Below are 24,324 nucleotides of genomic sequence, written 5' to 3'. Positions count from 1 at the left end.
ACGTTATAGAGACTAATTTTTTAGAACGAGTATATATAATATTATTATACTTGTTTACTCAGGGTTAGAAGAATGACGGTGACAACGTTACTCGCCAACTAATAATAGAAAATTAGTTTTTATCATTATACTTGTCCTTGAAATCTTCCTTGTTTGCCCCCTGAAATAATCAAAACATTTACTTTAATGGTTTCTTGGTTAATTATCAAAAGTTTATCAGCGTGGTCTGCTTTTATTATTAGTTAAGTTTCTGTTTTTATTAATTTCCAATCGGGGCTTGATTATGACAGTAAGCACCTTATCTTCCATTCCACAAGTTGAAAAAATACTTCAGCAGGCTTTTTTGTCACCATATATCGAGCGGTTAAGCCGTCCGGTCGTGACGGATATAGTCCGTGAGCAGGTGCAAACCTACAAAAAGAAGCACTTAAGTGATCCTGAAGGTGTGCCTTTTTCGGTAGAGCAGCTGTACCACTATATAGAACAGGGTTGTTGGGTTATGAACCAGCAGCGATTGCAGCGTGTTGTCAACGGCACTGGCGTGATCGTTCATACCAACCTTGGGCGTTCGCCGTTAGATGCCGAGATCTGGCAGAGTGTTGGCGAGGTCAATACGCATTATAACAACCTTGAAATTGATCTTCATACCGGTAAGCGAGGAAAACGCAAGGGGATGTTGCAGCAGTTAATGCAGCACCTGGTGAAAGGCGAGGATACGCTGGTCGTCAATAATAATGCGTCGTCAATTTATCTGATGCTGCATGAGTTGGCGAAAGGCAAAGAGGTGATTGTCTCACGCGGTGAGCAAATTCAGATCGGTGGCGGCTTCCGTATTCCTGATATTTTGGCACTCTCTGGTGCCAAGCTGGTGGAAGTCGGTACGACGAACATCACAACGGCAAAGGATTACCTTGATGCGGTAACCGAAAACACGGCGATGGTGCTGATTGTCCATACCTCCAATTTCAAGATCCGAGGCTTTACGGAATCTGCCGATATTAAAGAGCTGGCAAGGGATCTCCCGGATCATGTCGTGCTTGCCGTCGATCAGGGGTCGGGCACGACGACTGAAGATATGCCGGATGAACCTACCGTTGCCAGCTATATCCAGGCCGGTGCTGATATTGTTTGTTTCTCTGGCGACAAGATCCTCGGTGGTCCGCAGGCCGGGTTGGTTACCGGTAAGCAACCGTTGATCAGGCAGCTTGAGAAAAACCCGATGATGCGTGCGTTCAGGCCAAGCCGTATTGTGTATTCATTGCTTGAAGAGCAGGTGGTTCGCAAACTTAACCAGTTAGAAAGTGGCCGTGGGGTTGCTGAAAGCAAGCGCACGATTGGCGAGGCGGAGCTTGAACAAAGAGCCTGTCTACTGGCGGAAGGTTTTGGCGATCAGCTCCGGGTTGTTAACTCGGAACTAACCGTGGGCGGTGGTTCGTTGCCGGATCAAAGTGATCCTTCCTGGTCGATTGAGATCGTCACAGATAACGGACGAAGCAAGCGCTCTGCGGAAAAAATGCTGAAAATCATGCGTAGCTGGCCGCTGCCGGTGATCGGCGTTATCAAGCATGACAGGGTGCAGTTAAATCTCGCCACTATTGAAGAATCTGAAATTCCGTATCTACGTAGCCAGCTGGCGGAGGTGTTGTTATGAGTTATGTCGTCGGAACGGCTGGCCATGTCGATCATGGTAAATCGGCGTTAATCAAAGCGCTGACAGGCATTGATACTGCGCATTTGCCGCAGGAAAAGAAGCGGGGAATGACTATCGATCTCGGCTTTGCCTTCTTTAAGCATCAAGACGGCACGCCAGTAGGGGTTATTGATGTACCGGGTCACGAGCGGTTTATCCGAAACATGGTGGCCGGTGTGTGGAGCCTTGACATGGTGTTGTTTGTGGTAGCAGCCGATGAAGGCTGGATGCAGATGTCGACTGACCACCTTAAGGTGATAGCATCTATGGGGATCGACAATGTGACTCTGGTTATCTCCAAATCGGATTTGGTTGACGATGACATGCTTGCGTTGGTCGAGGAAGAAGCGCTGGAGCAGTTCCTTGAGATTGCTGGCTTTATTCCGGACTCAGTGGTGGTATCAGCCCATCAGCAAAAAGGGATCGACGAGCTTCGCCAGCATATCTGCCGTAAACTGGGCAATCATTCGAATGATGCTCGTCAGCAAACAGCTGTTCAGCGTCAGGCACACTTGTACATCGACCGCGTGTTTACGGTCAATGGTGTCGGCACAACAGTAACGGGAAGTCTGTGTGGCGGTGAGTTTCATGTCGGCCAGAAGCTGATTCTTCAGCCTTCGGGCAGGGAAGTGCAGGTGAAGAGCCTGCAGTCGTATCACCAGAATATCGAAACAGCCCAACCGGTATCCCGCGTCGCGATCGCGTTGAAAGGTGTGAAGAAAAAAGAAGTCGAACGTGGTTTTTGCCTTATGGCCTCGAAGGAGTCCGGCTTCATTGTTGATGAGGTGATTGTTCGCCTGGATGGCATGTTGTTTGAGAACAAGTGTCGTAACAACAGCGAAGTCGAAGTGGCGTTCGGTACGTTTAATACCCTTGCTAAGATTTTTGTCTTCAAGGGGACTAACCTGGCTCGCTTAAGGTTGAAAGAGCCGGCCTGCTGTTTTTGGAACCAGCGCGCGCTGCTTATCCAGCATGGCGGTAGTAGCATCATAAACTGTGGGGCAGTTGTCTGGGGAGGCGAGGTAGCCAAGCAGCACCGCAACAAACTGTATGATTTGTTAATGGCAATGCCAGATCAGCCAGCATGGGAAGATTATGTCACTATCAACATGTCCCTGTATGGTTACGCCAAGCGTGGTGATCACCAGCTTGATGAATCCGGCTATAAAGCCTGTGGTGATTGGTTATTCACCGAAGAGTGTTTCAATAACTCTCATCAGGCGATTGAATCAATCCTCAAGCAAGAGCAGATTGATTTATCCGTCAATGAGCTAAGCGGCAAGGTTCAGTTGCCGATGAATGTCTTGTCAGCCTTGCTACAGCAGCTTGTCGAAGAGGGCAAACTAAAGCAGAGCGGCGAACTCTTCTCACTTGGCAGTGGTCGTAGTGAAGCCCAGCTTTCTCCAACGGCAAAACAGATTTTAGAGCGAATGAGCCAGGCTGAGAAGCAGGGCTATGAAGCGGATAAGGAAAAGATCCCGGGAGCGCAGAAAGAGTTGCGAAATCTGGTACGTCTTGGCTTCGCTGTGCCGCTTGAAGGTAAGATTTATTATGAAAAAGCGCTTTACGATGATCTGGTTAACGACATTATCGAAGGACGAGAAGTCAATGAGCGCTTTAAGATCTCCGATGCCAGAGATCGAACCGGCTTGTCGCGAAAGTATATGATCCCTGTGTTGAACCGGATGGAATCCGACGGCTGGATCAAACGCGTCGAGAATGATCGTCAGGTGCTTCGGGCGGCGGAAACGGCATTAGTCTAATTGAGTTCTTTAGCTAAGTTGTAGTTTTATTATCAGGAAGCCTCACACTGTGAGGCTTCTTTTTTGCAAGCAGTAACTAGCTCTTTGGGAAGCGTATTTTTGCTTAACTATTGCACTGTTAGGCCGTTTTGTAAAATCTCTGTCAGACTTGCGTCAAATGGGAACTTTTGGTTTTGAATACTGCATGAGTCTGGGTATTCTTCGGGCAGAATTATTAATTGAGAGTTTAATCAATGCGAAAGTTGGTTGTTGCCAGTGTAGTGGCTCTGGCGTTAGCAGGGTGTAATTCAGGTTCATCAGATGGTAGTAGCAATACTGGTCAGTTCAACTTGGCCTTTTCTGATGCGCCAGTAGACGGTCTGAGCAAAGTTTGTGTTGCCTTTGATAAGATCACGGTGCATCACACAAACGGTGGCGAGTCTAGTTGGGGAACAACGTCTTTTGCCTCAGATCAAAGCTCGGCGGAGTGTATTCCTGCTGGTCTTGCAATTCCGCAAGATAGCGATGGAAACCCGGTGTTTATGGTCATCAACCTGATGGCTTATCAAGGCGAACAGTCATTGCAGGTGTTGAGTGATGAGCAGATGGAAGCCGGCCAATATACTCAGATGCGCCTCTCGGTGCTTGAAAAAGGTAATTACACCGATGGCACACCGTATTCGCATGTTGTAACAGACACAAGTGCCACAGAGGGAATTCGAGTACCTAGTGGCGAGCTGAAACTTGATGGTTTTGATGCACAGGCAAATGCAACTCAAGCCTATACACTGGAATTCGATTTGCGTAAGAGCATGGTTGAAAATGCCAATGGTTATCAACTGAAGCCGCGCGGCGTTCGCTTGGTAAACAACCAGGATGTCGCAACGATCTCTGGTGAAGTTACCTTGGGTGGCGGAGCTTGCGGCAATAACATCAATGATGCATTCGTTTATGTTTACACAGCGCCTACCAGTGGTGTTCATGGTGATTTGGGATCGACCAATGAACCTTACACATCTGTTGGGGTTGATTCTGCGTCTGGTAAGTTTGAGGTCGGATATGTACCTTTGGGTAGTTATGACGTTGTCTTGGTATGTAACGGCAGTGAAGATGACCCTGAAAATGCAGGGGACCAGTTAACAATCGATTCTAGCTTTGTTGACGAAGCATTGACTGCCAGTGGCCGAACGTTCACTTTCTAGTCATTGATAACCCGCTATTACAGCGGGTTTTCTTTTAAATTATCACTATAAAATCAACTAATTATTCTCCGAATATCACATTTTTCATCCAGTATAGGGCGTAGAATCTTTCGTTATCTCCTAAAGGAGTCAATGTCAGCCCTCTTATTGTCTGTCATCGCCGCAGGACATTTTTGAGGACTGATTGTCGAAAATAAGACTGGAGGGATACCATGACGATAGGCAAATACCTGCGTTGGAAAGATGAAAATGGCAATGAATTCAGACCTGTTTCTCTAACCGGAACAGAGCTGCTTAATGACCGGACACTCAACAAAAGTACTGCATTTACCTACGAGGAAAGAGAAGCTTTTCAGCTGAGTGGCTTGTTACCCCCGCGTGTTCAGACCTTTGATGACCAGCTTAACCGCGTTTATGACGGTTTCAGAAATGCATCGACGGATATCGAGAAGTACCTGTTCCTTCGTGCCCTCCAGGATCGAAACGAGACATTGTTCTACGCCTTGCTGTCTCGCCACATCGAGGAGATGACGCCGATCATCTACACCCCGACAGTGGGCAAGGCTTGTCAGGAGTTCAGTCACCGCTACCAGAAGGCACGTGGTTTATATATTACAGAAGACAACGTCGATAATATGGGCGAGCAGGCCCGTCACTTTACCGGTAAAGACATCAAAATTATCGTGGTAACAGACAGTCAGGGGATTTTGGGACTGGGTGACCAAGGGGTTGGTGGCATGGGGATCCCAATCGGTAAGTTGTCGCTCTATACCTTGGGAGCGGGGATCCATCCTGCTCATTGTTTGCCGATTGCACTGGATGTGGGTACTGATAATCAGGATCTGCTGGACGATCCTATGTATCTGGGTGTACCCCGCAAGCGGATGCGCGGTGAAGAATACAAGACCTTTATCAAGAAGTTTGTCCGTCAGGTGAAACAGCATTTCCCGAAAGCCGTGTTGCAGTGGGAAGATTTTAGTAAATCGAATGCGTTTGATAATCTAGCTGATTACGAAGACTTCCTGCCTTCATTCAATGATGATATTCAGGGCACGGGCTCGGTGGTACTTGCCGGTATTTTGGGTGCAGTCAAAATCAAGGAAGAGTCACTCGTCGATCAATCGTATGTGGTTTACGGGGCCGGAGCCGGTGGAGTTGGGGTAGCCGATCAGATTTATGCCGGTTTGTTGAAAGAAGGCTGTTCTCATACGGTAGCGCGAGACAAAATCTTCATTCTCGATTCTCAGGGGTTGGTCTTCGATGACCGCGAAGGGCTGGATGAGTATAAGAAGCGTTATGCCAAGCCGCGCTCGATTGCAGAGAGCTGGCATACCGAAGTGCTTGGTAAAGTATCACTGACAGAGTTGATCGACAATCACCCGGTTACGGTACTGTTGGGAACCAGTGGCATTGGTGGTGCGTTCAAAGAAGAGCATGTCCAGAAAATGATGGAGTATACCAAGCGTCCAATGGTATTCCCGCTATCCAACCCGACAGCAAATTGCGAGGCACTTCCGGAAGATATCTATAAGTGGAGTGACGGGCAGGCTATCGTGGCGACAGGTAGCCCGTTTGAGAATGTCAGCTACAACGGCTTTGAGTACCGGATTGGGCAGGGTAACAATGTGTTTATCTTCCCGGGTGTTGGCCTGGCAGCCATTGTTTCTCGTACCAGGAAGATTAATTTGGATATGTTCACTATGGCTTCTTATGCGCTGGCTGAATGCGTATCCGAGGAAGATCTCGCTGCGGGTTGCGTTTATCCGCGGATCAGTGAGCTGAAAGATGTCTCGTTGCGTGTTGCGACCAGCATTCTCTCCAATATGCAGGCGACGGATCCAAACAGCATTTTGCGAGGAAAAGATGTCGAGCAGGAACTGGCCGAACATATGTGGGAGCCGGCTTACCTGCCATATCGCAGGGTGTGATTATTGATTGTTAAGATATAACCAAAACCCGGTATCAAAGCCGGGTTTTGTTTTATCTGCGGATTAGAGGCTAGGTGTACTATACCTGTCTGTTACGCTGCGCCCACGAACCGACAAAGATAAAAATCGCGACAACAAGGCAGATTAACCATTGGCTGGGTATGTGGCTAAGCTGTTTGGCCAGCCAGGGAGAGACGGAAACAATCAAGAAACCATACCCGAAGGCGTTGACCAAAATAAATACGATGGTGCGGATGATAAAGTTGGTACCGGAAAGTTGCCGTCTCAGTGCTCGGTTAATATCGGCACCGAAAACAACGAGCAGACAAGCAACCATGGCCGTGGAAATTTCGCTTAGCCTGGGGCGTATAAACTGGCCTGAGTCTGTTAGAAGTTCAATCAGTAAGTTCATGGATATAATAGCAATAACGTTAGATTTGCAAAGAATACTGGTTCTTCATTGATGACCATACTGTCTTGGGGCGAGCCTGTAAGCATGATCACATTTGGCTTGCTGACAACTGATTACAGAATCAGTGATATAATCGATATTTGAATACCTTTTCGTTACAGGTTTGTATTTCTTTTCATGTTAACAATCTCCAACTCCGTTCAGCTTGCTGAATGGGAAATCGAAATGTCAGCAATTCGCGCTCAGGGGGCGGGAGGCCAGAATGTCAACAAGGTTTCCAGCGCGATTCACCTTCGGTTTGATATAAAGCGTTCATCCTTACCGGCTTTCTATAAAGAACGCTTGCTGAAACTCTCTGACCACCGTATTACAAAAGATGGGATTATCATCATCAAGGCCCAGCAATATCGGACTCAGGAACAGAATAGGGAAGATGCATTATTACGGCTCAAGGAGTTGATCCAGGCATCAGTTGTCCAGCAAAAAGCACGACGGGCAACCAAGCCGACTAAAGGCTCCCAGAAACGCAGAATGGATAAAAAAACGCAGCGCGGCCAGACAAAAACCCTCAGAGGTAAGGTTAAGTTTTGAGCAGGTTAACAGTTTGATTCTTTAGTCCGTGAAAGATAACCGAATAGGGTTTAATTTCGTTCCTAACATAATGATATGTAAAGGTGATATGGATGTCAGAGAAGAAAACATGCCAGTTGCTTCAACTGTATTTGCGGGAGTCAGAGCGGGTCAGGTTACTGGATTTGGATGCCTTGCCAGAGCTTGATTCAGGCGAACAGGCCAATATGCATGAATGGCTGTCCAATAAGCGAAATTTCTCACTTGAAGAGATAGCGTCCCAGCAGTGGCTGAAAACCTGTAGCGCCGGGTTTGTTACCGAGCTGACGTTCTTTCCGGACGGTTCGCTTAACGAGTACACGCTATTTAACCGCCAGCAACATTCGGGCTGGTGGGAGCTGGTAGACGGTGTGATAGAAATGGTTATCCATAAAGGTGAAGACCTGTTCCGTTGTGCAGTAATAGCCAATCGAACCGTCAATATTCACTCGGCGATCGAGTATAAAAACGACGAGTTGCATTCTTATTTAAAACTGGCACAAACCCGACCTGTCGAAAATTAGTCAGTTTCACTGGCAAAACGTGAGTGAAACTGGTATTCATTTCAGTAGATTATGACGAGTGAGAGCCAGGCCTGTGAATACAAGGACGAATACAATTAATTCGGTTGCTGTTGTCGGCGGCACGCATGGAAATGAATTCAGCGGGATTTACCTGCTTCGCAAGTGGCAGCAAGATCCACAACTGATCGCCCGAGACTCCTTTGCGACCCAGACTGTTTTTGCCAATCCGAAAGCGTTTGAAGAAAACAAGCGCTATCTTGATTGCGATCTGAACCGACAATTCAGCTTTGAAGATTTGAACAACCCTGAACTGGCTAATTACGAGCAGAGTCGAGCGAAGGCTATCAACCTTCAGATCGGCCCGAAAGGAAACGCCAAAACAGACTTCATCATCGACCTGCACAATACCACCAGTAATATGGGGCCGACACTGATCCTGCTGCAGTCCGATGCGTTTAACCGCAAGATGGGTGCCTACGTTAAGGCAAAAATGCCTGAAGCCGTCGTGGTGCTGGAAGATCAGACATCGGTTGATGAACATTACTTCCTAAGCTCAATCACCAAGCAAGGCGTGATTGTTGAAGTCGGCCCGCAGTCTCAGTCAGTGATCCGCCAGGATGTGCTCGACTGGATGGAAGAGATGACCCAGCACATTCTTGATTATGTCGAACTGCACAATTCAGATTCTCTGCCGTCATTGCCTGCAAACTATGAAGCATTCAAATATGAAGAAACGCTGAAGTTGCCGGAAGATGACAATGGCGAGCGTATCGGTATGGTTCACCGAAATGTCCAGGATGCTGACTTTAAGCCGATTCGTTCGGGAGACCCGATATTCACCCTATTTGATGGTAAAGAGATTTGCTGGATTGGTGACTATGAAGCCTACCCGCACTTTATCAACGAGGCGGCGTATTACGATAATAATTTAGCGATGTCATTGGCCAAGAAGGTCATTGTCGAGCTGTAGCAGTCGAACTGTAACGCGTAGCGGGTGAAACACAGTCATACTATAGAGCAGTTCCCAACATTGGTGGGGGCTGCTTTTTTATTCTTCTGCCCCCCTGTGAATCAGATTACGAAGGTGTTGGTTAGATAAATGACACAGGATGAAAAGCCATTCTCGAGAGTGATGGCGGTGACTACGCTCGCAATGCTGGCATTTGCCGGAAACTCATTACTAAACAGGGTGGCGTTGCTAGAAACAGACATCGATGCTGCCACTTTTACCACTATCCGTCTGGTTTCGGGATCTGCGGTATTGTGGCTGATTTCCATTCACAGAAGCAGTGCTCAGCCAGCCGAAGGGAACTGGCTCTCTGCTCTTGCCTTGTTTGTCTATGCGGCAGGTTTTTCGTTTGCCTATATTAGTTTGTCGGCTGCGACCGGCGCATTATTACTTTTTGCTGCCGTGCAAACAACTATGCTGGGATATGGGTTGTGGCAGGGGGAAAGGCTAACGGCGGTTCAATGGTTAGGCTTTGGCTTTGCTATCAGTGGGCTGTTGGGGTTGCTGCTACCCGGTTTATCAGCCCCACCACTGGTGGGCTCGGTATTGATGCTCGCCGCTGGCGTAGCCTGGGGGATATATTCGATCAGGGGGAAAACGGCGGGTGATCCGGTTCTGGCTACCACGGGTAATTTTCTCCGGGCAGTGCCTTTTACTTTGGTGTTGAGTGTAATAATGCTCGGCCGATTATCTCCAGACTGGTCCGGGGTGGGGTATGCGGTCTTGTCTGGTGCTATTGCGTCGGGTCTCGGTTATGTGATGTGGTATAGCGTTCTCCCTGCATTGCAGGCAACAACCGCTGCTACCGTTCAGTTGAGCGTGCCAGTAATAGCCGCAATTGGTGGTGTGTTATTTCTTGGGGAGTCGATTTCACTGCGTTTGTTCCTGGCATCGATTGCAATCCTTGGTGGTATTGCTCTGGTGTTGAGTAAGAAAGGTTAAAGTGAAGCAATAACAATGAAACTGGTATATGCCGCATCCATGCGGCGTTTTTTTTCCTTTCTACACGTCATGTAGCCAGTGTAAAAGAGATCGAGCAACGAACTCTTTTATATTAAAAATATCATTGAATGTTTTGATTATCATCTTTTGGGCTTTCGGCTTCATATAGATGCTTCCAGCTTTCATAAATATCAAACACATTAATAAATGGTACACAGCCAGCACTATCACAGTGCTTATTAAACTCGCTAAAGCCCATGAACTTTCTGTCCTTATCGATAACTACTAGGTTTTGATGAGTGTTTAACTGAGGCTGTTCATCATCACCGTCTTTCATTATGATACCCCTCTTAAGACTGTGTCAGCCAAGCAGTGTTCTAGTAGTTTTATACTTACTGACAATTATTATTTTAGCTGTTATATCGAGGCTATTTTATATACTTTGGATTAACGCCTCCCCATAGAGTATATAAATCGCATAATAGTCGTCCGGTTTTGCTTTCCATCTCAGACCTAGATATTTCGCCAACACCTTGTTGACCGAATAGAACGACTTCATCTCCAGGTTTAGCACCTTTAATGTCTGTAATGTCAACCATCGTTGTATTCATTGATGTCTTTCCGATGACTTTCGCTCTTTGACCATTGATTAAGACATAGCCTTTTCTACTCAGAGACCGAGGGTAACCATCAGAATAACCTACTGGCAGATTAGCTAGTAATGATTCTCTCGATAAGATTTCGGTACTATCATAACCAACAGTTGAACCTGCAGGGAATTTATGAACAGAAGCAATTTCTGTTTTAAAGGATACAATACTTTTGTACTCTGGAAATTGTGATGTTGTGTCACCATACAGTGCTCCACCTGGACGGATCATATCCAAACGAGCTTCTGGTAGCATCAATGTCGTGTATGAGTTAGCTGCATGAAGAGTTACATCATCTCGCTTTAAGTCAGAGTGTTCTATTAGCCAACTAGTCTCATTCATGAATCGTTTTAGGCCCAGTCTTGTTGTATTTAAATCCTCTGTCGGAAAGTGGGTCATCATACCTACAATGTTAACACGTGGTGTTTTTGTTACTTTGACAGCATCCTTTTTACCACTATCGGTTGTTAGGTCAATACCGTTACGCCCCATTCCAGCAGAGTTGAAAGCAAGATGTACTGAAATATTTGTATTGTGTTTTTTGGCAATTTTAGAGATAGCTTCAGCTTGCTCGAGGGTACCAATAAGCTCCTCAATATTAAATTTAACAGCAGCTTCTATTTCATCAGGAGTACCAGCTCTTACTCGAAGTATTTGACCATTGAAACCTTTTTTCCTGGCTATTTTGGCTTCTTCATTACTGGCTATTGCTATACATGAAATGTTGCTATTAATAACTGAAGGAATAAGGTTTTCGATCCCATTTCCATACGCATCTGCCTTCATTACAGCACAAATTCTGGTCTTGCTTCCAACTTCTTTTTGAAGCAGTTGAATATTATTTTCGAAAATGCCTCTATCAACTTCAACCCAGGCATTAGGCTGCATTGCTTGCTGTTCCTGTGTAATATCATTACTTGATAGAATGAACGGAGCACTCATGGCATTATTGGCAACAAGAGAAATTGAAAAAGCTATAAGCGATAATTTAAATTTCATTTAATACTCTTATGTGGATTTTATCTAATTGAAGTTATTTTAACTGTCGTTATAATCTGAATTGGCCAACAATATCATGAAGATTACTTGTGCGATTGTTCAAATCTGTTAACTCAGTTTCGGAGTTTTTAGTTGCAATCTGATTATCATCGGCACTTATACTTAAACAAGACACACTACCTGACAAGTGTTGAGCTGCATCTGATTGTTCCTGCATAGAGTTAGATATCTGCTCCATGTTATTGAGTAAAGAAATAATTTCATCAGTAAAGCTTATCAGTGAGCTTCGAGCTTCGTTTGCGTGACAAGTACTTATGTTGACTAACTCAACTGAGTTCTTCATATTGTCAGAAGTAATGTTGGTATCGTGATGGATGTTTTTTAGCATATTCTCTATTTCGACTGTTGCAAGAGCAGTTCGTTCCGAAAGGTTACGTACTTCATCGGCAACAACAGCGAATCCTCGTCCTTGCACACCAGCACGAGCGGCTTCTATTGCAGCATTCAATGCCAATAAGTTGGTTTGATCTGCAATATCTTTAATGACAGATACAATCGTATTAATTTTATTGGCACTTTTATCTAATTCTTCAAGGTTTGAAGCCAGTTCATTGACCCCTTCCTGAACATTTACCATACCATCTACAGCTTGATCGACTTTTGTTACAGTTTCCTGTGTTTGTACTTCAAACTGTTTTGCTTGATCGTTTATGCTATTTGTTATGCCTGATACACTTTGGATACTGGCGGCTAACTCCTCGATAGCAGTGGCACTACTGCGCACATTTTCAGCTTGAGAAGTGGAACGATCAGATATTCCATCAAAAATATTATTGAGTTGTTTTGATGTGTCTGTTATGGAGTTTGAGCCATCGTTAATTTCCTGAATTCTAATCCGAAGGGATGCAATGAAAATATTAAACGAATTAGTTATTTTCCCGATTTCATCATGACTAGTGGTCGGTATTTCTCTTGTTAAATCCCAGTTGCCATTAGCAAAGCCCTGTAATACGTGGTTAAGGTGGTTAAGTGGTTTGACTATTCTTATTGATATTTTGTATGTCACCAGCAATGTGAGCAAAATAATAATGGTAGCAAAAATGCCAACTTGAACAAGTATTTGATTTTTTACCGTATCTAAATAACTTAATGCCACATCAACACCGATGACATAGTACTCGCCGTTGATATTTCTAAATGGAATGAAAACTGAACGCCACATCCCAAATTCACCTTCGTATTCTTCATATTGAATTTTATGAGTTTGGAATGCATCACGTAAGCCTTGGGGAACAACTTTATACTCTTCAAGGTACCAGTTTTTATACTTGCCAGAGGCTAGCTCATTATCTGATTTATTGATGTAGGTATAATATACTTTTCCATTTTTCTCTATTGTCGAATAAGCCCAGTCAATTTCTGATTTTTTTGTAAATCGACTAATCTTATTACTAATAGATTCGTAGTTATCTGAAACTGACGGTAATGTGTCATGAGCATTTTCACCAATTAAACCATTTAAAGCATATGCAGAAGCTGCTAGTTTTGAGTCTAATCCATCAATTGCTGTTCTGTATATTACATTGTATGAATACGTTGAATATGACACTATGATTAAGAAGGCCAACGTTGAAAAGCAAGCCAAGAGTTTGCCTCTTAGTCCCCAGTTTTGATTCATTCTATTACCTATTTATATAAGCTTGACAGACAACAAAGTTTGTCAGGCTAATATGATCCTATAAAAATGTGCTTTGTAACCAATGCAAGTGAGGCTTTTAAATTGAAGGCTGATTATTTTTAGAATTCGTTATCTTAAATGAATTAAATATCAGCTCAATCAATATTCGTGTTAGTTATATTTCTTATGTTTATATTACGGCCGAGAGATTACTTATTTTCATTATCAATATCAATAGGTGAGTATTAAAATCCATTCTCCAATGACTAGAAAATTAGGCGTCCAGTAAAATTTCGTATAAATACTCTATTTATATCTGCTTGATTAAAAAGAGTTTTATTGGGGTCTTTGTTTTTACATCTTTTTGGTAAAGAAAAAGCCCAGACTGGTCCGAACAGTGATCTTGATCCCAATAGGTGGTTGCTAAATATCATTTATTCTCATTGTGATGTGATGAACGTCATAAATATGGCGTCGTGATGTTTCTTTGACGCTTACTTCGTGAGCCTGTTTTTAATGATTAATATCATGTGATTGAATGATGGTTTGGAGTGGTAATTTTATTTTCTCTTCTGCTCGGTGCTGTAATGTTAACCAACGTATTAATTGTAGAGTGCTTTCCTTGCTACCTTGTCTCGATATATCTGGCTGCTGTGGTGGCCTAGGTAAAGGATAAAACAAAGGGTCTAATCATAGATATCACGAATGCAACAGGAAATGACATTACTACTAATCGAGGAAACCTTAGGCTATTGAAATTTCTTGGTAGAGGAAAGTCAGGTTACTCATATCTCGCCCAACGAGGTGAAAAATCAATATGTGGTTAAGTTGATGCATTATGAGCTTTGTCCATACTACGCATTTGGTGATGCCAGTAAGGTTGAGCTTGAAGTGGTAGCCTATGAGAAGTTACAGCAAGTCGGAATAAACGTACCGACTTTGCTAGAGGTGAGTGCTAAAGAAAACTTCTTGGTAAAAGAAATCATTGATGGGCACCTTGTGACAGACCTTATCATTGACGAAGTCCTTCCAGAAACCTGTATTGAGTAAGTTTGTAACATGGCCTCTACACTCCAAAATGAAGGGTTAAATATCGACTATTTCCCCGATAATTTTGTGTTGTGCGAAGGCACTCTCTATTACGTTGATTACGAACACAACCCCTATGATGAAAACTGGAATCTAGTGAACTGGGGACTGTATTACTGGGCAAACTCCCAAGGAGTGAAAGCGTACAGGGAAACGAAAGATCCTGCTCAAATCAATATACATGAAAGCTTTGGGATTCCGATAAAAGCGCCATTCGAAGAACAGATAAACCAGTGGATTAGCAGCTACGTCTAGAAAGCCTTTTGTAGTAATAATCTTTTAATGTTGCCCGAATATTTCTGTGCGAACACTGAGCCTTTCGCCAAGCCAGATGGCATCGCGGGTATGATCGGCGAGATGATTGCCGGTAACCGGGTGGATCAACACTGAAAGCCCAGCACGATGTTGTTCGAGCCATTCGATGAAACCAAATTGGTTATCGTTGAAATGTACCTCGAACATGGGCTTCACATGAGGACCAACTTTCTTTTTCACCAACGGGAAGATTGCGGTGGTATCCGCTCTGCTTAGTCGGATTTGCTGATGGATTTGTTCAGCAAGTGACTGTTGGGAAAGGTCAAAATAAATATGAGCATGGTACATTGCTGTTTCTCCTGCGGTTACTTCAAACAGGACATTTATCTGTTTGATATAGCCAATTGTAGAGAAATTGATAGCGACAACCATAACTCCCGGTAGAAGAAGATGTTCAGATATTTCGAATAATATATCGCCCTGTTACACGCTGCTCTAGCGAGAGAAGTTCAGGTGGCGAAGTTTGATAAAGTTAATCATCCATTGGGTGACACCTATGTAGTCGGTAGGTTGGCTTAATGAAAGTAAGGCGTGTTCTGAAACTTGCGGTGGATAGCTATCACGTCTTAATTTGATCAGATCGTGGCTGTATTCGGGGGTAAATTCTGGGTGCCCTTGAATACCAAGAAAGTGACTACCGACCTGAATCATTGCATAGGGACAAAATGCACTACCAGCCAGTACCCGTGTTTGCTCTGGTGGTTCAATGACTTGGTCCTGATGGCTAACCAGTAGCGAGTAGCGTTTTTCTGCTGGTGTCAGCCAGCTATGCTTGCTGACTTCGTCAAGTTGAAGTTCCACTTCGGCAACACCAAGTCCCCAGCCTTTGTCGGTGCGGCAAACCTCGCCGCCAAGCGCCCTGGCAATCATCTGGTGGCCAAAACAAATGCCAACAAAAGGAACATGTTGCTGGAACAGCTGGTGGATAAAGGCCTCAAAAGTGCGGATCCATCTTATGTCATCGTAGACGCTGTACTTGCTGCCCGAACTGACATATGCATCGCACTCATCCAATGACTCTGGGTACTGGCCGTCAATAACGCGATAGAAGTGGAGCTCGATGTCCGAGCTGACCTGGTGAAACAGCTCGCTAAACATTGCCGGATAGTTGCCGTGCTTTTCTTGCAACTCGGGCCTAACATCGTCACAGAGTAAAATGCCCAGTCTCATAGCGCCTCAGTCAGTTAGATTGCCGCTAACGGCGTGACAAAAGATATCGGCATATTGCGCGGCGTCGAAGGACACAGGATTGCCAGCTGCCGCCGCATCTGCCGCAGCCATTTCACCGATACGCTGAGCCTGTTGGTTATCGATTCCAATTTCAACCAGAGTATGGGGAATGGCCAGTTCTTCCCGGAGAGACAGTACCCATGCCATAACACCGTCAAAGTCAGATTTGGGCAGGGCAAGGTATCGGCTCAGGCGCGCCATTTTCTCATTAATTCTGGGGCGATTGGCGGTGAGTACATATGGCATCAGTACAGCATTGAGCAGACCGTGGTGTTGGTTATATACCGCGCCTAATGAATGTGCAATGGCATGCATTGCGCCGAGTCCTTTCTGGAAGGCGGTAGCTCCCATTGTGGATGCCACGAGCATCTGGGTTCGTGCCTGAACATTGTTCCCGTCGAGGTAGGCGACGGGTAGATAGTGCATGATCATCCGCATCGCTTCAAGCGAAATGGCATCGGCCATTGGATGATAGGACGGTGAGCAGAAGGCCTCCAGATTATGCGAGAGGGCATCCATTCCGGTTGCGGCTGTCAAGGGTTGGGGCAGGGCGGTGGACAGAGAAGGATCAAGCAAGACGTGAGCAGGCATCATCTTGGGGTGAAAAATGATCTTTTTTAGCTGCTGGTTTTCGTCGGTGATGACTGCGGCACGGCCGACTTCCGATCCGGTACCTGCAGTGGTCGGTATGGCGATCACCGGCGCAATAACCTTGGCATCGGCTTTTTGCCAGTTGTCTCCCTTATCTTCAAATTCCCAAAGTGGGAGAGACTGATTTGCTGCCAGTGCAATCGCCTTGGCGGCGTCTATACTGGATCCTCCGCCAAAAGCAATAATGCCATCATGTTTACCTTCCAGATAATGATGGATCCCAGCTTCGACATTTTGTCCGGTTGGATTGCCCTGAACGCCGTGAAATATCTGAATCTCCAGATCAGCAAGGCGACATTGAGCAAGGGCATTTCGAACCATTTTACTGTCAGCCAGGACAGGATCTGTCACCATCAGCGGCTTATGAATGTCGGCATCTTTACAGTATTGGGCAAGTTGGTCAGAACAATGTTCACCAACGGTAATTGCGGTGGGATAGTGCCAATGTGTCTTGAGCATGACGGTTACTCCTGAGGGTGCTTGATGTGAAATGATTTAGGCCGGGTCAGGGTTTCAAACCCCAGTTTTGACAGGGCGCACCCGCGCCCAGAGTGCTTAACGCCCGCCCAGGCAAGCGCCGGATCAAGGTAGTCACACCGGTTGACAAAAAACGTACCGACGTCCAGTTGTTCCCCTAGCTTTATGGCCTGCTTGGTATCGCGGGTGAAAATGCTGGCGGTAAGCCCGAATTCGCTGTCATTCATCAGGGCGACGGCTTCATGATCGGAATGCACTTTCTGTACGGCAACGACAGGGCCGAATGTCTCTTCGGTCATGACTCGCATCTGATGAGTCACATCAGTCAGCAACTGAGGGGCTAAATAGGGCGTACCCGGTTTGCTGGCCGGAAAGTCTGATTCATTGATGTGGGCAGTTGCGCCCATCTCGATGGCCTGCTGGATATGAGCCCGGACAAAGTCGGCTGCAGCGGTTCGCACCAGAGGACCGAGGGTCGTTTCGTATTCGAGTGGCGAGCCAAGTTGATACGCATGAATTTCCTCTTTGGCACGATTGACAAACTCATCATGAACTGTGGCGTCGACGTAAACACGCTCGATACCGCAGCATGATTGTCCACCATTGAACAGAGCGCCATCGATAACAGTGGCTACCGCATGGTCCAGATCGGCATCGGCACGGATATAGGCAGGATCTTTGCCGCCAAGCTCCAGACCAATGTTGTGGAAGTGGCCGGCCGCCGCTTTCTCGACCATCCGCCCTCCAGAGACCGAACCGGTAAAGACCACGTGCTGTATTTGTTCGCTGGCAATAAGTTGTTCGGTATCAGTATGGTTAAGAAAGAGGTGCTGGAACACGCCTTTGGGCAGCCCGGCCTCATCAAAAGCCTGCTGCAGTCGCTCAGAGCATAGTGGCGTTTGTGACGAGTGCTTGAGAATCACACTGTTTCCTGCCAGCAGAGCCGGTATGATCGAGTTGATAGCGGTGAGGTAAGGGTAGTTCCAGGGGGCGATGACAAATACCGTGCCGAGGGGCTCATGCTTGATATAACGGGTAAACCCCGGTTTTTCGTTCAGGGTGATTGGTTCAAGTGCCTCGTCGCAGATGGAGATCATATAGCGAGCACGCTCTTCAACGCCTCTTAGCTCGCTGTTGCTGTAGCGAATCGGGCGTCCCATCATCCAGCTGATCTCGCAGGCAATCATCTCTTTGTGGGTCAGCAGGGCGTCAATGGCTTTGGTGCAATAGGCTTTCCGCTGTGAGAGCGGTGTTTGTCGCCAGTGACTTTGCGAGATGTTTGCCCGTTCCAGCGTAGCTATGATGTCTTCCTGGCTGGCTAACGGCTGGGTGACAACAATGCTATTATCCGCCGGGGAGACAGTTTGTAAGACTGCGTTTTCATCAGGTTGATGTGTCATGCCTGCCTGCCTCAGATGATTTCGAAGTAGCGGTTGAGTTCCCAATCAGTAACATGCTTTCTGAATTCTCTGTCTTCCCATTCTCGTGATGCTGCGAAATGTTCTACGAAGGCATCACCAAACAGCTCGCGAGCTGCCTGCGACGCTTTGAAGCGCTGGGTGGCATCCCATAGGGTACGAGGTAATCCCAGCTCTTCAGGGTGGGGCTGCTCATAGGCATTGCCGGTAACAGCGTCATAGGGCTCCCATTCCCTTGCGATGCCATACAGGCCGGAGCCCAGGGCAGCGGCTAGGGCAAGGTAGGGGTTGGCATCTGCGGCGCCAATTCGGTATTCGATTCGCTGGCTTTTGGCAGAGCCTGAAATTACTCGCAGGGCCGTGGTACGGTTTTCAATCCCCCAGGTGGCATCAGTAGGTGCCCAGAATCCGGGGATCATCCGGCTGTAGCTGTTGACGGAGGGAGCAATCATACACAATAGCTCGGGCATCAGCCGTTGCTGGCCGGCGAGGAAATGCCGCTGTGCCTTACTCATGGTATGGGGCTGGCTTGAGTCAAAAAATGCTGACGAACCGTCTTTGTTCATTATTGAAAGGTGAATATGGCCGCTCTGACCGGGATAATCATTGCTCCACTTCGCCATGAAGGTCGCCAGTAAATTCTGCTTTTGAGCCAGCACTTTCATGTAAGTCTTAAATAGCGCAGCCTTGTCTCCTGCGGCTTCGGCGTGGTCAACGGCAATAGCAGCTTCGATCACACCGGGCCCCGTTTCCGAGTGGATCCCCTCTATCGGAAAATCCATGGTTTCGGCCATGGCAAGAATGCTTTTGTATAAATCCGAGTAGGTTGAGTTACGGATCATGGAATAGCCAAACCAGTCGGGTGTGACGGTTTCTAAGTTTTTGAAGCCTTTCTCTCTGGCGGAGTGCGGGGTTTCATTGAAGAGAAAAAACTCATACTCAAGGGCGGCCATGGCATCAAACCCCATCTCGTCGGCTCTGTCGATCACCTTTCTTAGCGTGGCCCTGGGGCAAATTGATTCAGCCGGCCCGGCAAATTCGGCAATAAACAACAGCATTCCGCCTTCGTCGAGGACATCTCGACAGCTATCCGGAATGATACGAACGGGGGCATCGGGGTAGCCGGTGTGCCAGCCTGTGTATTGGGTATTGTCGTAGAGCTGATCTTTAACATCCCATCCAAGGACGACATCACAAAAAGCGAACCCGTGTTCGAGCGAAGAGAAAAATTTGCTTTTCGACATGTATTTGCCGCGCATGACACCGTCATTGTCAAATAACCCGACTTTGACGTGTGTGAGGCCGCGGTCATTGATGATGACTTTGGCGTCGTCGATTGTCTTGACGTCTCTTGGTTCCATATTGCAGGCATCCCTGTTAACTGTAAGAGCAGCCGGATAATGTTGTTGGTGCCTTATGAGTTCCCTAAGTCGTTTTAAGCTCAGCTTGGCTCAATAAGGTTTTATAGGTGGCTGATATATTTAACGTAGGAAGGCGAAGGGTATTCGTCAACTCAAGGAGGGGATTTGCCTTACGCTATAGTTAGCGGTGAGGATGAGGAGGCGCCAATGAAACGTATTCCTGAGCCCTTTCGGATAAAAATGGTAGAGCCTATTCGGATGACGACGTTGGCGGATAGGCAAGAAGCTCTCAAGCTGGCGGGTTATAACCCCTTCGCGTTGAGAAGCGAAGATGTCTATATCGACCTGCTGACCGACTCGGGTACCGGTGCCATGAGTGACACACAATGGGCCGGATTAATGCTGGGGGATGAGGCTTACGCGGGGGGCCGGAATTTTTATCATCTTCAGGCAGCTGTTGAAGATATTTTTGGCTATCGTGACTTTGTGCCGACACACCAGGGGCGGGGTGCAGAACAGATACTGTTTCCGTGCCTGGTTGATAAATTGCGGGAGGAACGTGGCGGTCAACAACCCGTTTTCCTTTCTAATTTTCATTTCGATACTACTGCAGCTCATGTGGAGTTGGCCGGAGGCAAGGCCATTAATATCGTGGATGAAAGGGCATTTGAAACCGATCTTCTTTATGACTGGAAGGGCAATATTGATCTGGAGAAGCTAAAAGCATGTATTGCTCACTATCATGCAGAAAATATTGCGGGGATCATTGTCACCATAACTTGTAACAGTACAGGGGGTCAGCCGGTATCGATGGCAAGCCTGAAGGCGGTTTATCAATTGGCCAAACAGTATCAGATTCCGGTGATCATGGACTCGGCCAGATTCTGTGAAAATGCCTGGTTTATCAAACACAGGGAAGCTTGTTATCAGGGCCATTCGATTAAACAGATTGTTGCCGAGATGTACCAGTATGCCGATATGCTAACGCTGTCAGCCAAGAAAGATCCCATGGTCAATATCGGTGGGTTATGTGCTATTCGCAATGATCGCGCCTTGTTTCAGGATGTGCAAACCCGCTGTGTACCGATGGAAGGTTTCATTACTTACGGCGGTATGGCTGGCAGGGATATGGAGGCGCTTGCTCGCGGTCTCTATGAAGGGTTAGATGAAGATTATCTGACCTACAGAATCAAGCAGGTTGAGTATCTTGCCTATCGGTTACAGCAGGCAGGCGTACCGATTCAGTTGCCTGCAGGAGGACATGCTGTCTTTGTCGATGCAAAAAAGATTGTACCGAATATCCCTGCAGAACAATTTCCTGCCCAGGTATTATGCAATGCGTTGTATCTGGAGGCCGGGATCCGTGCGGTTGAAATAGGATCACTACTTGCCGGTCGTGACCCTGTCACAAAAAGGCAAAAACCATCACCTGTGGAGTTTTTGCGTCTTACCATTCCCCGCCGCGTATATACCAATGATCATATGGATTATGTCGCAGACGCGTTGATCAATGTAGTCAGCCAGGCGAATAACTTATCCGGACTGGAGTTTGAGTACGAAGCGCCGGTACTTAGGCACTTTACCTCGACGTTTAAATTAGCGAGCGGATAGCTCAATAATTGAGCATAATTCAGTATGATCCGTGACCTTGCTTCCAATGAGTGTAAGGTTTAGCTCCCCTTAGTTGTTACTGACTATATTCAAAGTAAATCAAGTGATTAGTAAGCATTCTAACCAATAATTGCGATAAAGGGGGCACGATAATGATGCGTTCGACTTTATGGATGAAGTGGTTTTCAGTGTTATGTTTGTTGTGTGTATGGTCGGTAAACGCCTCTTCAGCGAAACTCGTTTTTTCGGAAGAAGGGGAAACTGTTAATGCGTTGACGCTGGGGGTAATGAAAAAACAATTACTTACACATCAGATAGATATTTATGATCCCCAATACAAGAAAAACAAGCGATATCTGGCCTTTGCTCTGCATGATGTTATGGCATTGGCTTACGGAAAATCGTGGGAAAGTAAGCTGAGTACCGACGTTAAGTTTGTTGCGCTTGATGGCTACCAGGCAGTTTCGCCTTTCGATAAACTGTTAGAACAAGGTGGCTATATCGTATACCGTGATGCGGAGCAGCCTGACTGGGAACTTATTGGCCACAACCAGTCTAACCCCGGACCTTTCTACATGGTCTGGACTGGCAACAAACAGACGCCTAAGCAAGCTTATCCATGGCCTTATCAGCTGGCAGTTATTGATACGGTTGAGTTTAAAAATCAATACCCGGCGTTGTATCCTCAGCAAGTTAAAGAAACGACGAATGTATTTGCCGGATTCAAATTGTTCAAAGACAGGTGCATGAAGTGCCACGCATTAGATCAGCAAGGGGGAAAGGTTGGTCCTGATTTGAATGCCCCAATGAATATCCTCGCCTATCGCAGCCCCGAGATATTGCGGGAGTACATTCGTCAACCATCGAAATTCCGCTATACCCAAATGCCTGATCATACCGATCTTAGCTTCCAGCAAATTGATAGTATCCTGGAATATTTAGCCTACCAGGGCAAAGCCGCCAAACGTTGAATACCTTTTAAAATGGGGAGAATCAATGTCCAGTAAGCTCAGCAGGCTTGCTGAGCTTATCGATTGAAACTGAGTGATAAAAAGTAGTTTTCCGCTATTCCTAACTGTGTTCCAATACAAAAATAATAATAGTTAGTTGTAAAGGAAGTACTTATGTCTCTGATCATTCCCATGGTGATCTTTATGCAGCAGCGCATGGCTGAAGCAGGCAATGCCGAGGATGCAAAGGCGATGCAGGCATATATGAAGACGGATCAGCCGTTTTACGGTGTAAAGGCTCCGGAACGTCAGGCCATTTTTAAACTGGCGCGCGAGCACACTAAAGTCGGTACATTTACAGATTATAGCCGCCTGGTTCTCTGGCTTTGGTCAGGTGAGAACCGGGAGGAACAGTATTTGGCTATGGATGTCGCCGAGTACTATAAAGCCTTTCGGACCAAAGAAGCATTTGAAATCTACGAAGAGATGCTTCTGGAGGCCACTCATTGGGATACCGTAGATAAAATTGCATCTAACCTTATTGGAGGCTTGGTTAAAGAAAACAGAGAGCTGGAGGAAAAGCTCAGAGATTGGCGTGTATCCGACAACATGTGGTTGCGCCGAGCTTCGTTGCTGGCCCATCTCAAGCATAAGTCTGAAACGAATGTCCCTATACTGGAAGAGACTATCTTGATGCTGGCAGATGAAGAAGAGTTCTTTATTCGAAAGGCGATTGGCTGGGTGCTGAGAGAATATTCCAAAACCGATCCTGACTATGTATCAGCGTTTGTAGCGCGCAATGAAGGTAAGCTATCTGCACTCAGCAAGAAAGAAGCATTAAAAGTGATTGAAAAAGTGTAGCGACCAGGTGCTGATATTGAAAAAGGCCATCTTGAGATGGCCTTTTAACGTTTGGGTGGTACCGTCTGGCTTCGTTTAGAAGTGAAGGCGGATCACAGATTCAGCGACACAGCCCGGACGGCGCACGCCCTCAATTTCAACTGTTAGTTCCTGAACGATTTCAAGTCCACGCTTGATCGGTGTAACAGACTGAATCTTTGTGCTGGCACGAACACGGTTACCTGCTTTTACCGGATAAGGGAAGCGTACCTGATTCAACCCGACATTAACGGTCATTTTCGCTGTCGGGAATTTCTGGTTATCCGGATCAACACTGTCAGTCAGCACAGAAAGTAGCGACAGAGTCAAAAAGCCATGGGCAATAGTGGTTTTAAAAGGTGACTCTTCGGCTGCACGCTCTGGATCGGTGTGGATCCACTGATGGTCTTCAGTGACATCGGCGAAGCTGTTAATACGGTTTTGATCGACAGTTAGCCACTGTCCGACATGAATGACTTCACCAAGGGTGTCATTTAACTCATTGAACAGTTTTTCTGCTTCAGGCTTCATTACGATCGGCGCAGGCTGGGCAACAGGCTCAGCTGGTGCTGCTATATCGTCATTGGACGCCAGTTTATGATCTTTTATTAAAAGACCGATCTGGCTATTGTTTGCCTTATTTCTAAGCTCAAGCCAGTAGTCACGCAGGGAAGGTGATAGGAAATCTTTAAGTTCGAACGGATGTAGCGAAAGAACATCACGCTTCTGTTTAAAAAAATCGACTACATTCATGACTATGTGACCTTATTAATATGTGTCTTGAAGTGGCTGAGGCTGTGTATTGTAGCGGTTATGGCCAACAATAAAAGTCATTTTGTGCCCTGGATCTCACTTTCAAGCTCATCCGATGAGTATTTCTTTTTATTTATCAAGCATATACGAGCAACGCAAAGATAGTGCAAATGATCTAAAATTTGACATAACTATCACGCAAACG

General features: G+C 46.2%; 23 protein-coding genes. 13 read left to right on the top strand and 10 right to left on the bottom strand.

The genetic code is table 11. The annotated features are described in order from the left end of the window. The first annotated feature begins 283 nt into the window (after positions 1 to 283). The 4 genes from selA (at position 284) to BIT28_RS17555 (ending at position 6,562) form a co-directional block, all read left to right on the top strand. Positions 284 to 1,651, top strand: coding sequence for an L-seryl-tRNA(Sec) selenium transferase (gene selA / locus BIT28_RS17570; RefSeq protein ID WP_075766090.1), 1,368 nt, complete (start codon positions 284 to 286; stop codon positions 1,649 to 1,651). Beyond that, positions 1,648 to 3,453 carry a selenocysteine-specific translation elongation factor gene (gene selB / locus BIT28_RS17565; protein ID WP_075766088.1) on the top strand — a complete coding sequence of 602 codons (1,806 nt, stop codon included), beginning with the start codon at positions 1,648 to 1,650 and terminating at the stop codon, positions 3,451 to 3,453. Before selA ends, selB begins: the two co-directional genes overlap by 4 nt. A gap of 233 nt (positions 3,454 to 3,686) precedes the next feature. Further along, positions 3,687 to 4,634: a DUF4382 domain-containing protein gene (locus BIT28_RS17560; RefSeq protein ID WP_075766086.1), complete on the top strand. Its 948-nt coding sequence runs from the start codon at positions 3,687 to 3,689 to the stop codon at positions 4,632 to 4,634. Between the two features lie 212 nt (positions 4,635 to 4,846). Further along, positions 4,847 to 6,562, top strand: a complete 1,716-nt coding sequence (locus BIT28_RS17555) for an NAD-dependent malic enzyme (RefSeq protein WP_075766084.1) — start codon at positions 4,847 to 4,849, stop codon at positions 6,560 to 6,562. 79 nt (positions 6,563 to 6,641) lie between these two features. Here the strand turns inward: BIT28_RS17555 and BIT28_RS17550 are convergent, their stop codons facing one another. Next, positions 6,642 to 6,974 carry a DUF3392 domain-containing protein gene (locus tag BIT28_RS17550; RefSeq protein ID WP_075766082.1) on the bottom strand — a complete coding sequence of 111 codons (333 nt, stop codon included), beginning with the start codon at positions 6,972 to 6,974 and terminating at the stop codon, positions 6,642 to 6,644. Positions 6,975 to 7,151: 177 nt separating this feature from the next. On the opposite strand from BIT28_RS17550, the gene arfB reads away from it, so the two are divergent. The 4 genes from arfB (at position 7,152) to BIT28_RS17530 (ending at position 10,058) form a co-directional block, all read left to right on the top strand. Further along, the gene (gene arfB / locus BIT28_RS17545) at positions 7,152 to 7,565 is read left to right on the top strand and encodes an alternative ribosome rescue aminoacyl-tRNA hydrolase ArfB (protein WP_075766080.1); all 414 of its coding nucleotides are present in this window, start codon (positions 7,152 to 7,154) and stop codon (positions 7,563 to 7,565) included. Between the two features lie 92 nt (positions 7,566 to 7,657). Further along, on the top strand, positions 7,658 to 8,107 hold the full coding sequence (locus tag BIT28_RS17540) for a hypothetical protein (RefSeq protein WP_075766078.1): 450 nt from the start codon (positions 7,658 to 7,660) through the stop codon (positions 8,105 to 8,107). Positions 8,108 to 8,180: 73 nt separating this feature from the next. Beyond that, positions 8,181 to 9,077, top strand: coding sequence for an aspartoacylase (locus tag BIT28_RS17535; protein WP_075766076.1), 897 nt, complete (start codon positions 8,181 to 8,183; stop codon positions 9,075 to 9,077). A gap of 129 nt (positions 9,078 to 9,206) precedes the next feature. Then, positions 9,207 to 10,058, top strand: a complete 852-nt coding sequence (locus BIT28_RS17530; RefSeq protein ID WP_075766074.1) for a DMT family transporter — start codon at positions 9,207 to 9,209, stop codon at positions 10,056 to 10,058. Between the two features lie 121 nt (positions 10,059 to 10,179). Here the strand turns inward: BIT28_RS17530 and BIT28_RS17525 are convergent, their stop codons facing one another. From BIT28_RS17525 to BIT28_RS17515, 3 genes are all read right to left on the bottom strand, one after another. Further along, positions 10,180 to 10,395 (bottom strand): hypothetical protein, encoded by a 216-nt coding sequence (locus tag BIT28_RS17525; protein ID WP_075766072.1) that lies wholly within the window; start codon positions 10,393 to 10,395, stop codon positions 10,180 to 10,182. A gap of 91 nt (positions 10,396 to 10,486) precedes the next feature. Further along, positions 10,487 to 11,707: an alanine racemase gene (gene alr, locus BIT28_RS17520; protein ID WP_075766070.1), complete on the bottom strand. Its 1,221-nt coding sequence runs from the start codon at positions 11,705 to 11,707 to the stop codon at positions 10,487 to 10,489. Between the two features lie 49 nt (positions 11,708 to 11,756). After that, positions 11,757 to 13,385, bottom strand: coding sequence for a methyl-accepting chemotaxis protein (locus BIT28_RS17515; RefSeq protein WP_075766068.1), 1,629 nt, complete (start codon positions 13,383 to 13,385; stop codon positions 11,757 to 11,759). A 762-nt stretch (positions 13,386 to 14,147) separates the two neighbouring features. Here BIT28_RS17515 and BIT28_RS30025 point away from each other — a divergent pair. Both BIT28_RS30025 and BIT28_RS30020 read left to right on the top strand, forming a co-directional pair. Further along, the gene (locus tag BIT28_RS30025) at positions 14,148 to 14,435 is read left to right on the top strand and encodes a BUD32 family EKC/KEOPS complex subunit (protein WP_245823744.1); all 288 of its coding nucleotides are present in this window, start codon (positions 14,148 to 14,150) and stop codon (positions 14,433 to 14,435) included. A gap of 9 nt (positions 14,436 to 14,444) precedes the next feature. Further along, on the top strand, positions 14,445 to 14,729 hold the full coding sequence (locus BIT28_RS30020) for a hypothetical protein (RefSeq protein WP_245823742.1): 285 nt from the start codon (positions 14,445 to 14,447) through the stop codon (positions 14,727 to 14,729). Positions 14,730 to 14,753: 24 nt separating this feature from the next. Here BIT28_RS30020 and BIT28_RS17505 read toward each other — a convergent pair whose 3' ends face one another. The 5 genes from BIT28_RS17505 to BIT28_RS17485 form a co-directional block, all read right to left on the bottom strand. Then, entirely contained in the window at positions 14,754 to 15,077 is a 324-nt protein-coding gene (locus tag BIT28_RS17505; protein ID WP_075766234.1) for a DOPA 4,5-dioxygenase family protein, read from the bottom strand. 147 nt (positions 15,078 to 15,224) lie between these two features. Then, on the bottom strand, positions 15,225 to 15,959 hold the full coding sequence (locus BIT28_RS17500) for a glutamine amidotransferase-related protein (RefSeq protein WP_075766066.1): 735 nt from the start codon (positions 15,957 to 15,959) through the stop codon (positions 15,225 to 15,227). 6 nt (positions 15,960 to 15,965) lie between these two features. Then, entirely contained in the window at positions 15,966 to 17,129 is a 1,164-nt protein-coding gene (locus BIT28_RS17495; RefSeq protein ID WP_075766064.1) for an iron-containing alcohol dehydrogenase, read from the bottom strand. Between the two features lie 5 nt (positions 17,130 to 17,134). After that, positions 17,135 to 18,547 (bottom strand): aldehyde dehydrogenase family protein, encoded by a 1,413-nt coding sequence (locus tag BIT28_RS17490; protein ID WP_075766062.1) that lies wholly within the window; start codon positions 18,545 to 18,547, stop codon positions 17,135 to 17,137. A gap of 11 nt (positions 18,548 to 18,558) precedes the next feature. After that, positions 18,559 to 19,926 carry a glutamine synthetase family protein gene (locus BIT28_RS17485; RefSeq protein ID WP_075766060.1) on the bottom strand — a complete coding sequence of 456 codons (1,368 nt, stop codon included), beginning with the start codon at positions 19,924 to 19,926 and terminating at the stop codon, positions 18,559 to 18,561. Positions 19,927 to 20,133: 207 nt separating this feature from the next. Here BIT28_RS17485 and BIT28_RS17480 point away from each other — a divergent pair, with 207 nt between their 5' ends. From BIT28_RS17480 to BIT28_RS17470, 3 genes are all read left to right on the top strand, one after another. Continuing rightward, a complete protein-coding gene (locus tag BIT28_RS17480) occupies positions 20,134 to 21,537 on the top strand; it encodes a tryptophanase (protein WP_075766058.1) in 1,404 nt (467 codons plus the stop codon). Between the two features lie 152 nt (positions 21,538 to 21,689). Beyond that, positions 21,690 to 22,508 (top strand): cytochrome c, encoded by an 819-nt coding sequence (locus tag BIT28_RS17475; RefSeq protein ID WP_075766056.1) that lies wholly within the window; start codon positions 21,690 to 21,692, stop codon positions 22,506 to 22,508. Positions 22,509 to 22,661: 153 nt separating this feature from the next. Then, complete coding sequence (locus BIT28_RS17470; protein ID WP_075766054.1) at positions 22,662 to 23,348, top strand: DNA alkylation repair protein; 687 nt, start codon at positions 22,662 to 22,664, stop codon at positions 23,346 to 23,348. 75 nt (positions 23,349 to 23,423) lie between these two features. On the opposite strand, the gene BIT28_RS17465 is transcribed toward BIT28_RS17470, so the two are convergent. After that, the gene (locus BIT28_RS17465; RefSeq protein ID WP_075766052.1) at positions 23,424 to 24,119 is read right to left on the bottom strand and encodes a MaoC family dehydratase; all 696 of its coding nucleotides are present in this window, start codon (positions 24,117 to 24,119) and stop codon (positions 23,424 to 23,426) included. Positions 24,120 to 24,324: the final 205 nt, after the last annotated feature.

The sequence above is a fragment of the Photobacterium proteolyticum genome (assembly GCF_001939735.1).
GTDB lineage: Bacteria > Pseudomonadota > Gammaproteobacteria > Enterobacterales > Vibrionaceae > Photobacterium > Photobacterium proteolyticum.
This window is presented reverse-complemented; position numbering and strand designations above follow the sequence as displayed.

Excerpts from the sequence above, each read along its gene's own strand:
- selA (WP_075766090.1), top strand. The coding sequence starts at position 284 with ATGACAGTAAGCACCTTATCTTCCATTCCACAAGTTGAAAAAATACTT.
- BIT28_RS17490 (WP_075766062.1), bottom strand. The coding sequence starts at position 18,547 with ATGACACATCAACCTGATGAAAACGCAGTCTTACAAACTGTCTCCCCG.
- BIT28_RS17540 (WP_075766078.1), top strand. The coding sequence starts at position 7,658 with ATGTCAGAGAAGAAAACATGCCAGTTGCTTCAACTGTATTTGCGGGAG.
- BIT28_RS17560 (WP_075766086.1), top strand. The coding sequence starts at position 3,687 with ATGCGAAAGTTGGTTGTTGCCAGTGTAGTGGCTCTGGCGTTAGCAGGG.
- BIT28_RS17515 (WP_075766068.1), bottom strand. The coding sequence starts at position 13,385 with ATGAATCAAAACTGGGGACTAAGAGGCAAACTCTTGGCTTGCTTTTCA.
- BIT28_RS17485 (WP_075766060.1), bottom strand. The coding sequence starts at position 19,926 with ATGGAACCAAGAGACGTCAAGACAATCGACGACGCCAAAGTCATCATC.
- BIT28_RS17480 (WP_075766058.1), top strand. The coding sequence starts at position 20,134 with ATGAAACGTATTCCTGAGCCCTTTCGGATAAAAATGGTAGAGCCTATT.
- BIT28_RS17525 (WP_075766072.1), bottom strand. The coding sequence starts at position 10,395 with ATGAAAGACGGTGATGATGAACAGCCTCAGTTAAACACTCATCAAAAC.
- selB (WP_075766088.1), top strand. The coding sequence starts at position 1,648 with ATGAGTTATGTCGTCGGAACGGCTGGCCATGTCGATCATGGTAAATCG.
- BIT28_RS17555 (WP_075766084.1), top strand. The coding sequence starts at position 4,847 with ATGACGATAGGCAAATACCTGCGTTGGAAAGATGAAAATGGCAATGAA.
- BIT28_RS17500 (WP_075766066.1), bottom strand. The coding sequence starts at position 15,959 with ATGAGACTGGGCATTTTACTCTGTGACGATGTTAGGCCCGAGTTGCAA.
- arfB (WP_075766080.1), top strand. The coding sequence starts at position 7,152 with ATGTTAACAATCTCCAACTCCGTTCAGCTTGCTGAATGGGAAATCGAA.
- BIT28_RS17505 (WP_075766234.1), bottom strand. The coding sequence starts at position 15,077 with ATGTACCATGCTCATATTTATTTTGACCTTTCCCAACAGTCACTTGCT.
- BIT28_RS30020 (WP_245823742.1), top strand. The coding sequence starts at position 14,445 with ATGGCCTCTACACTCCAAAATGAAGGGTTAAATATCGACTATTTCCCC.
- alr (WP_075766070.1), bottom strand. The coding sequence starts at position 11,707 with ATGAAATTTAAATTATCGCTTATAGCTTTTTCAATTTCTCTTGTTGCC.
- BIT28_RS17475 (WP_075766056.1), top strand. The coding sequence starts at position 21,690 with ATGATGCGTTCGACTTTATGGATGAAGTGGTTTTCAGTGTTATGTTTG.
- BIT28_RS17470 (WP_075766054.1), top strand. The coding sequence starts at position 22,662 with ATGTCTCTGATCATTCCCATGGTGATCTTTATGCAGCAGCGCATGGCT.
- BIT28_RS17530 (WP_075766074.1), top strand. The coding sequence starts at position 9,207 with ATGACACAGGATGAAAAGCCATTCTCGAGAGTGATGGCGGTGACTACG.
- BIT28_RS17495 (WP_075766064.1), bottom strand. The coding sequence starts at position 17,129 with ATGCTCAAGACACATTGGCACTATCCCACCGCAATTACCGTTGGTGAA.
- BIT28_RS17465 (WP_075766052.1), bottom strand. The coding sequence starts at position 24,119 with ATGAATGTAGTCGATTTTTTTAAACAGAAGCGTGATGTTCTTTCGCTA.
- BIT28_RS17550 (WP_075766082.1), bottom strand. The coding sequence starts at position 6,974 with ATGAACTTACTGATTGAACTTCTAACAGACTCAGGCCAGTTTATACGC.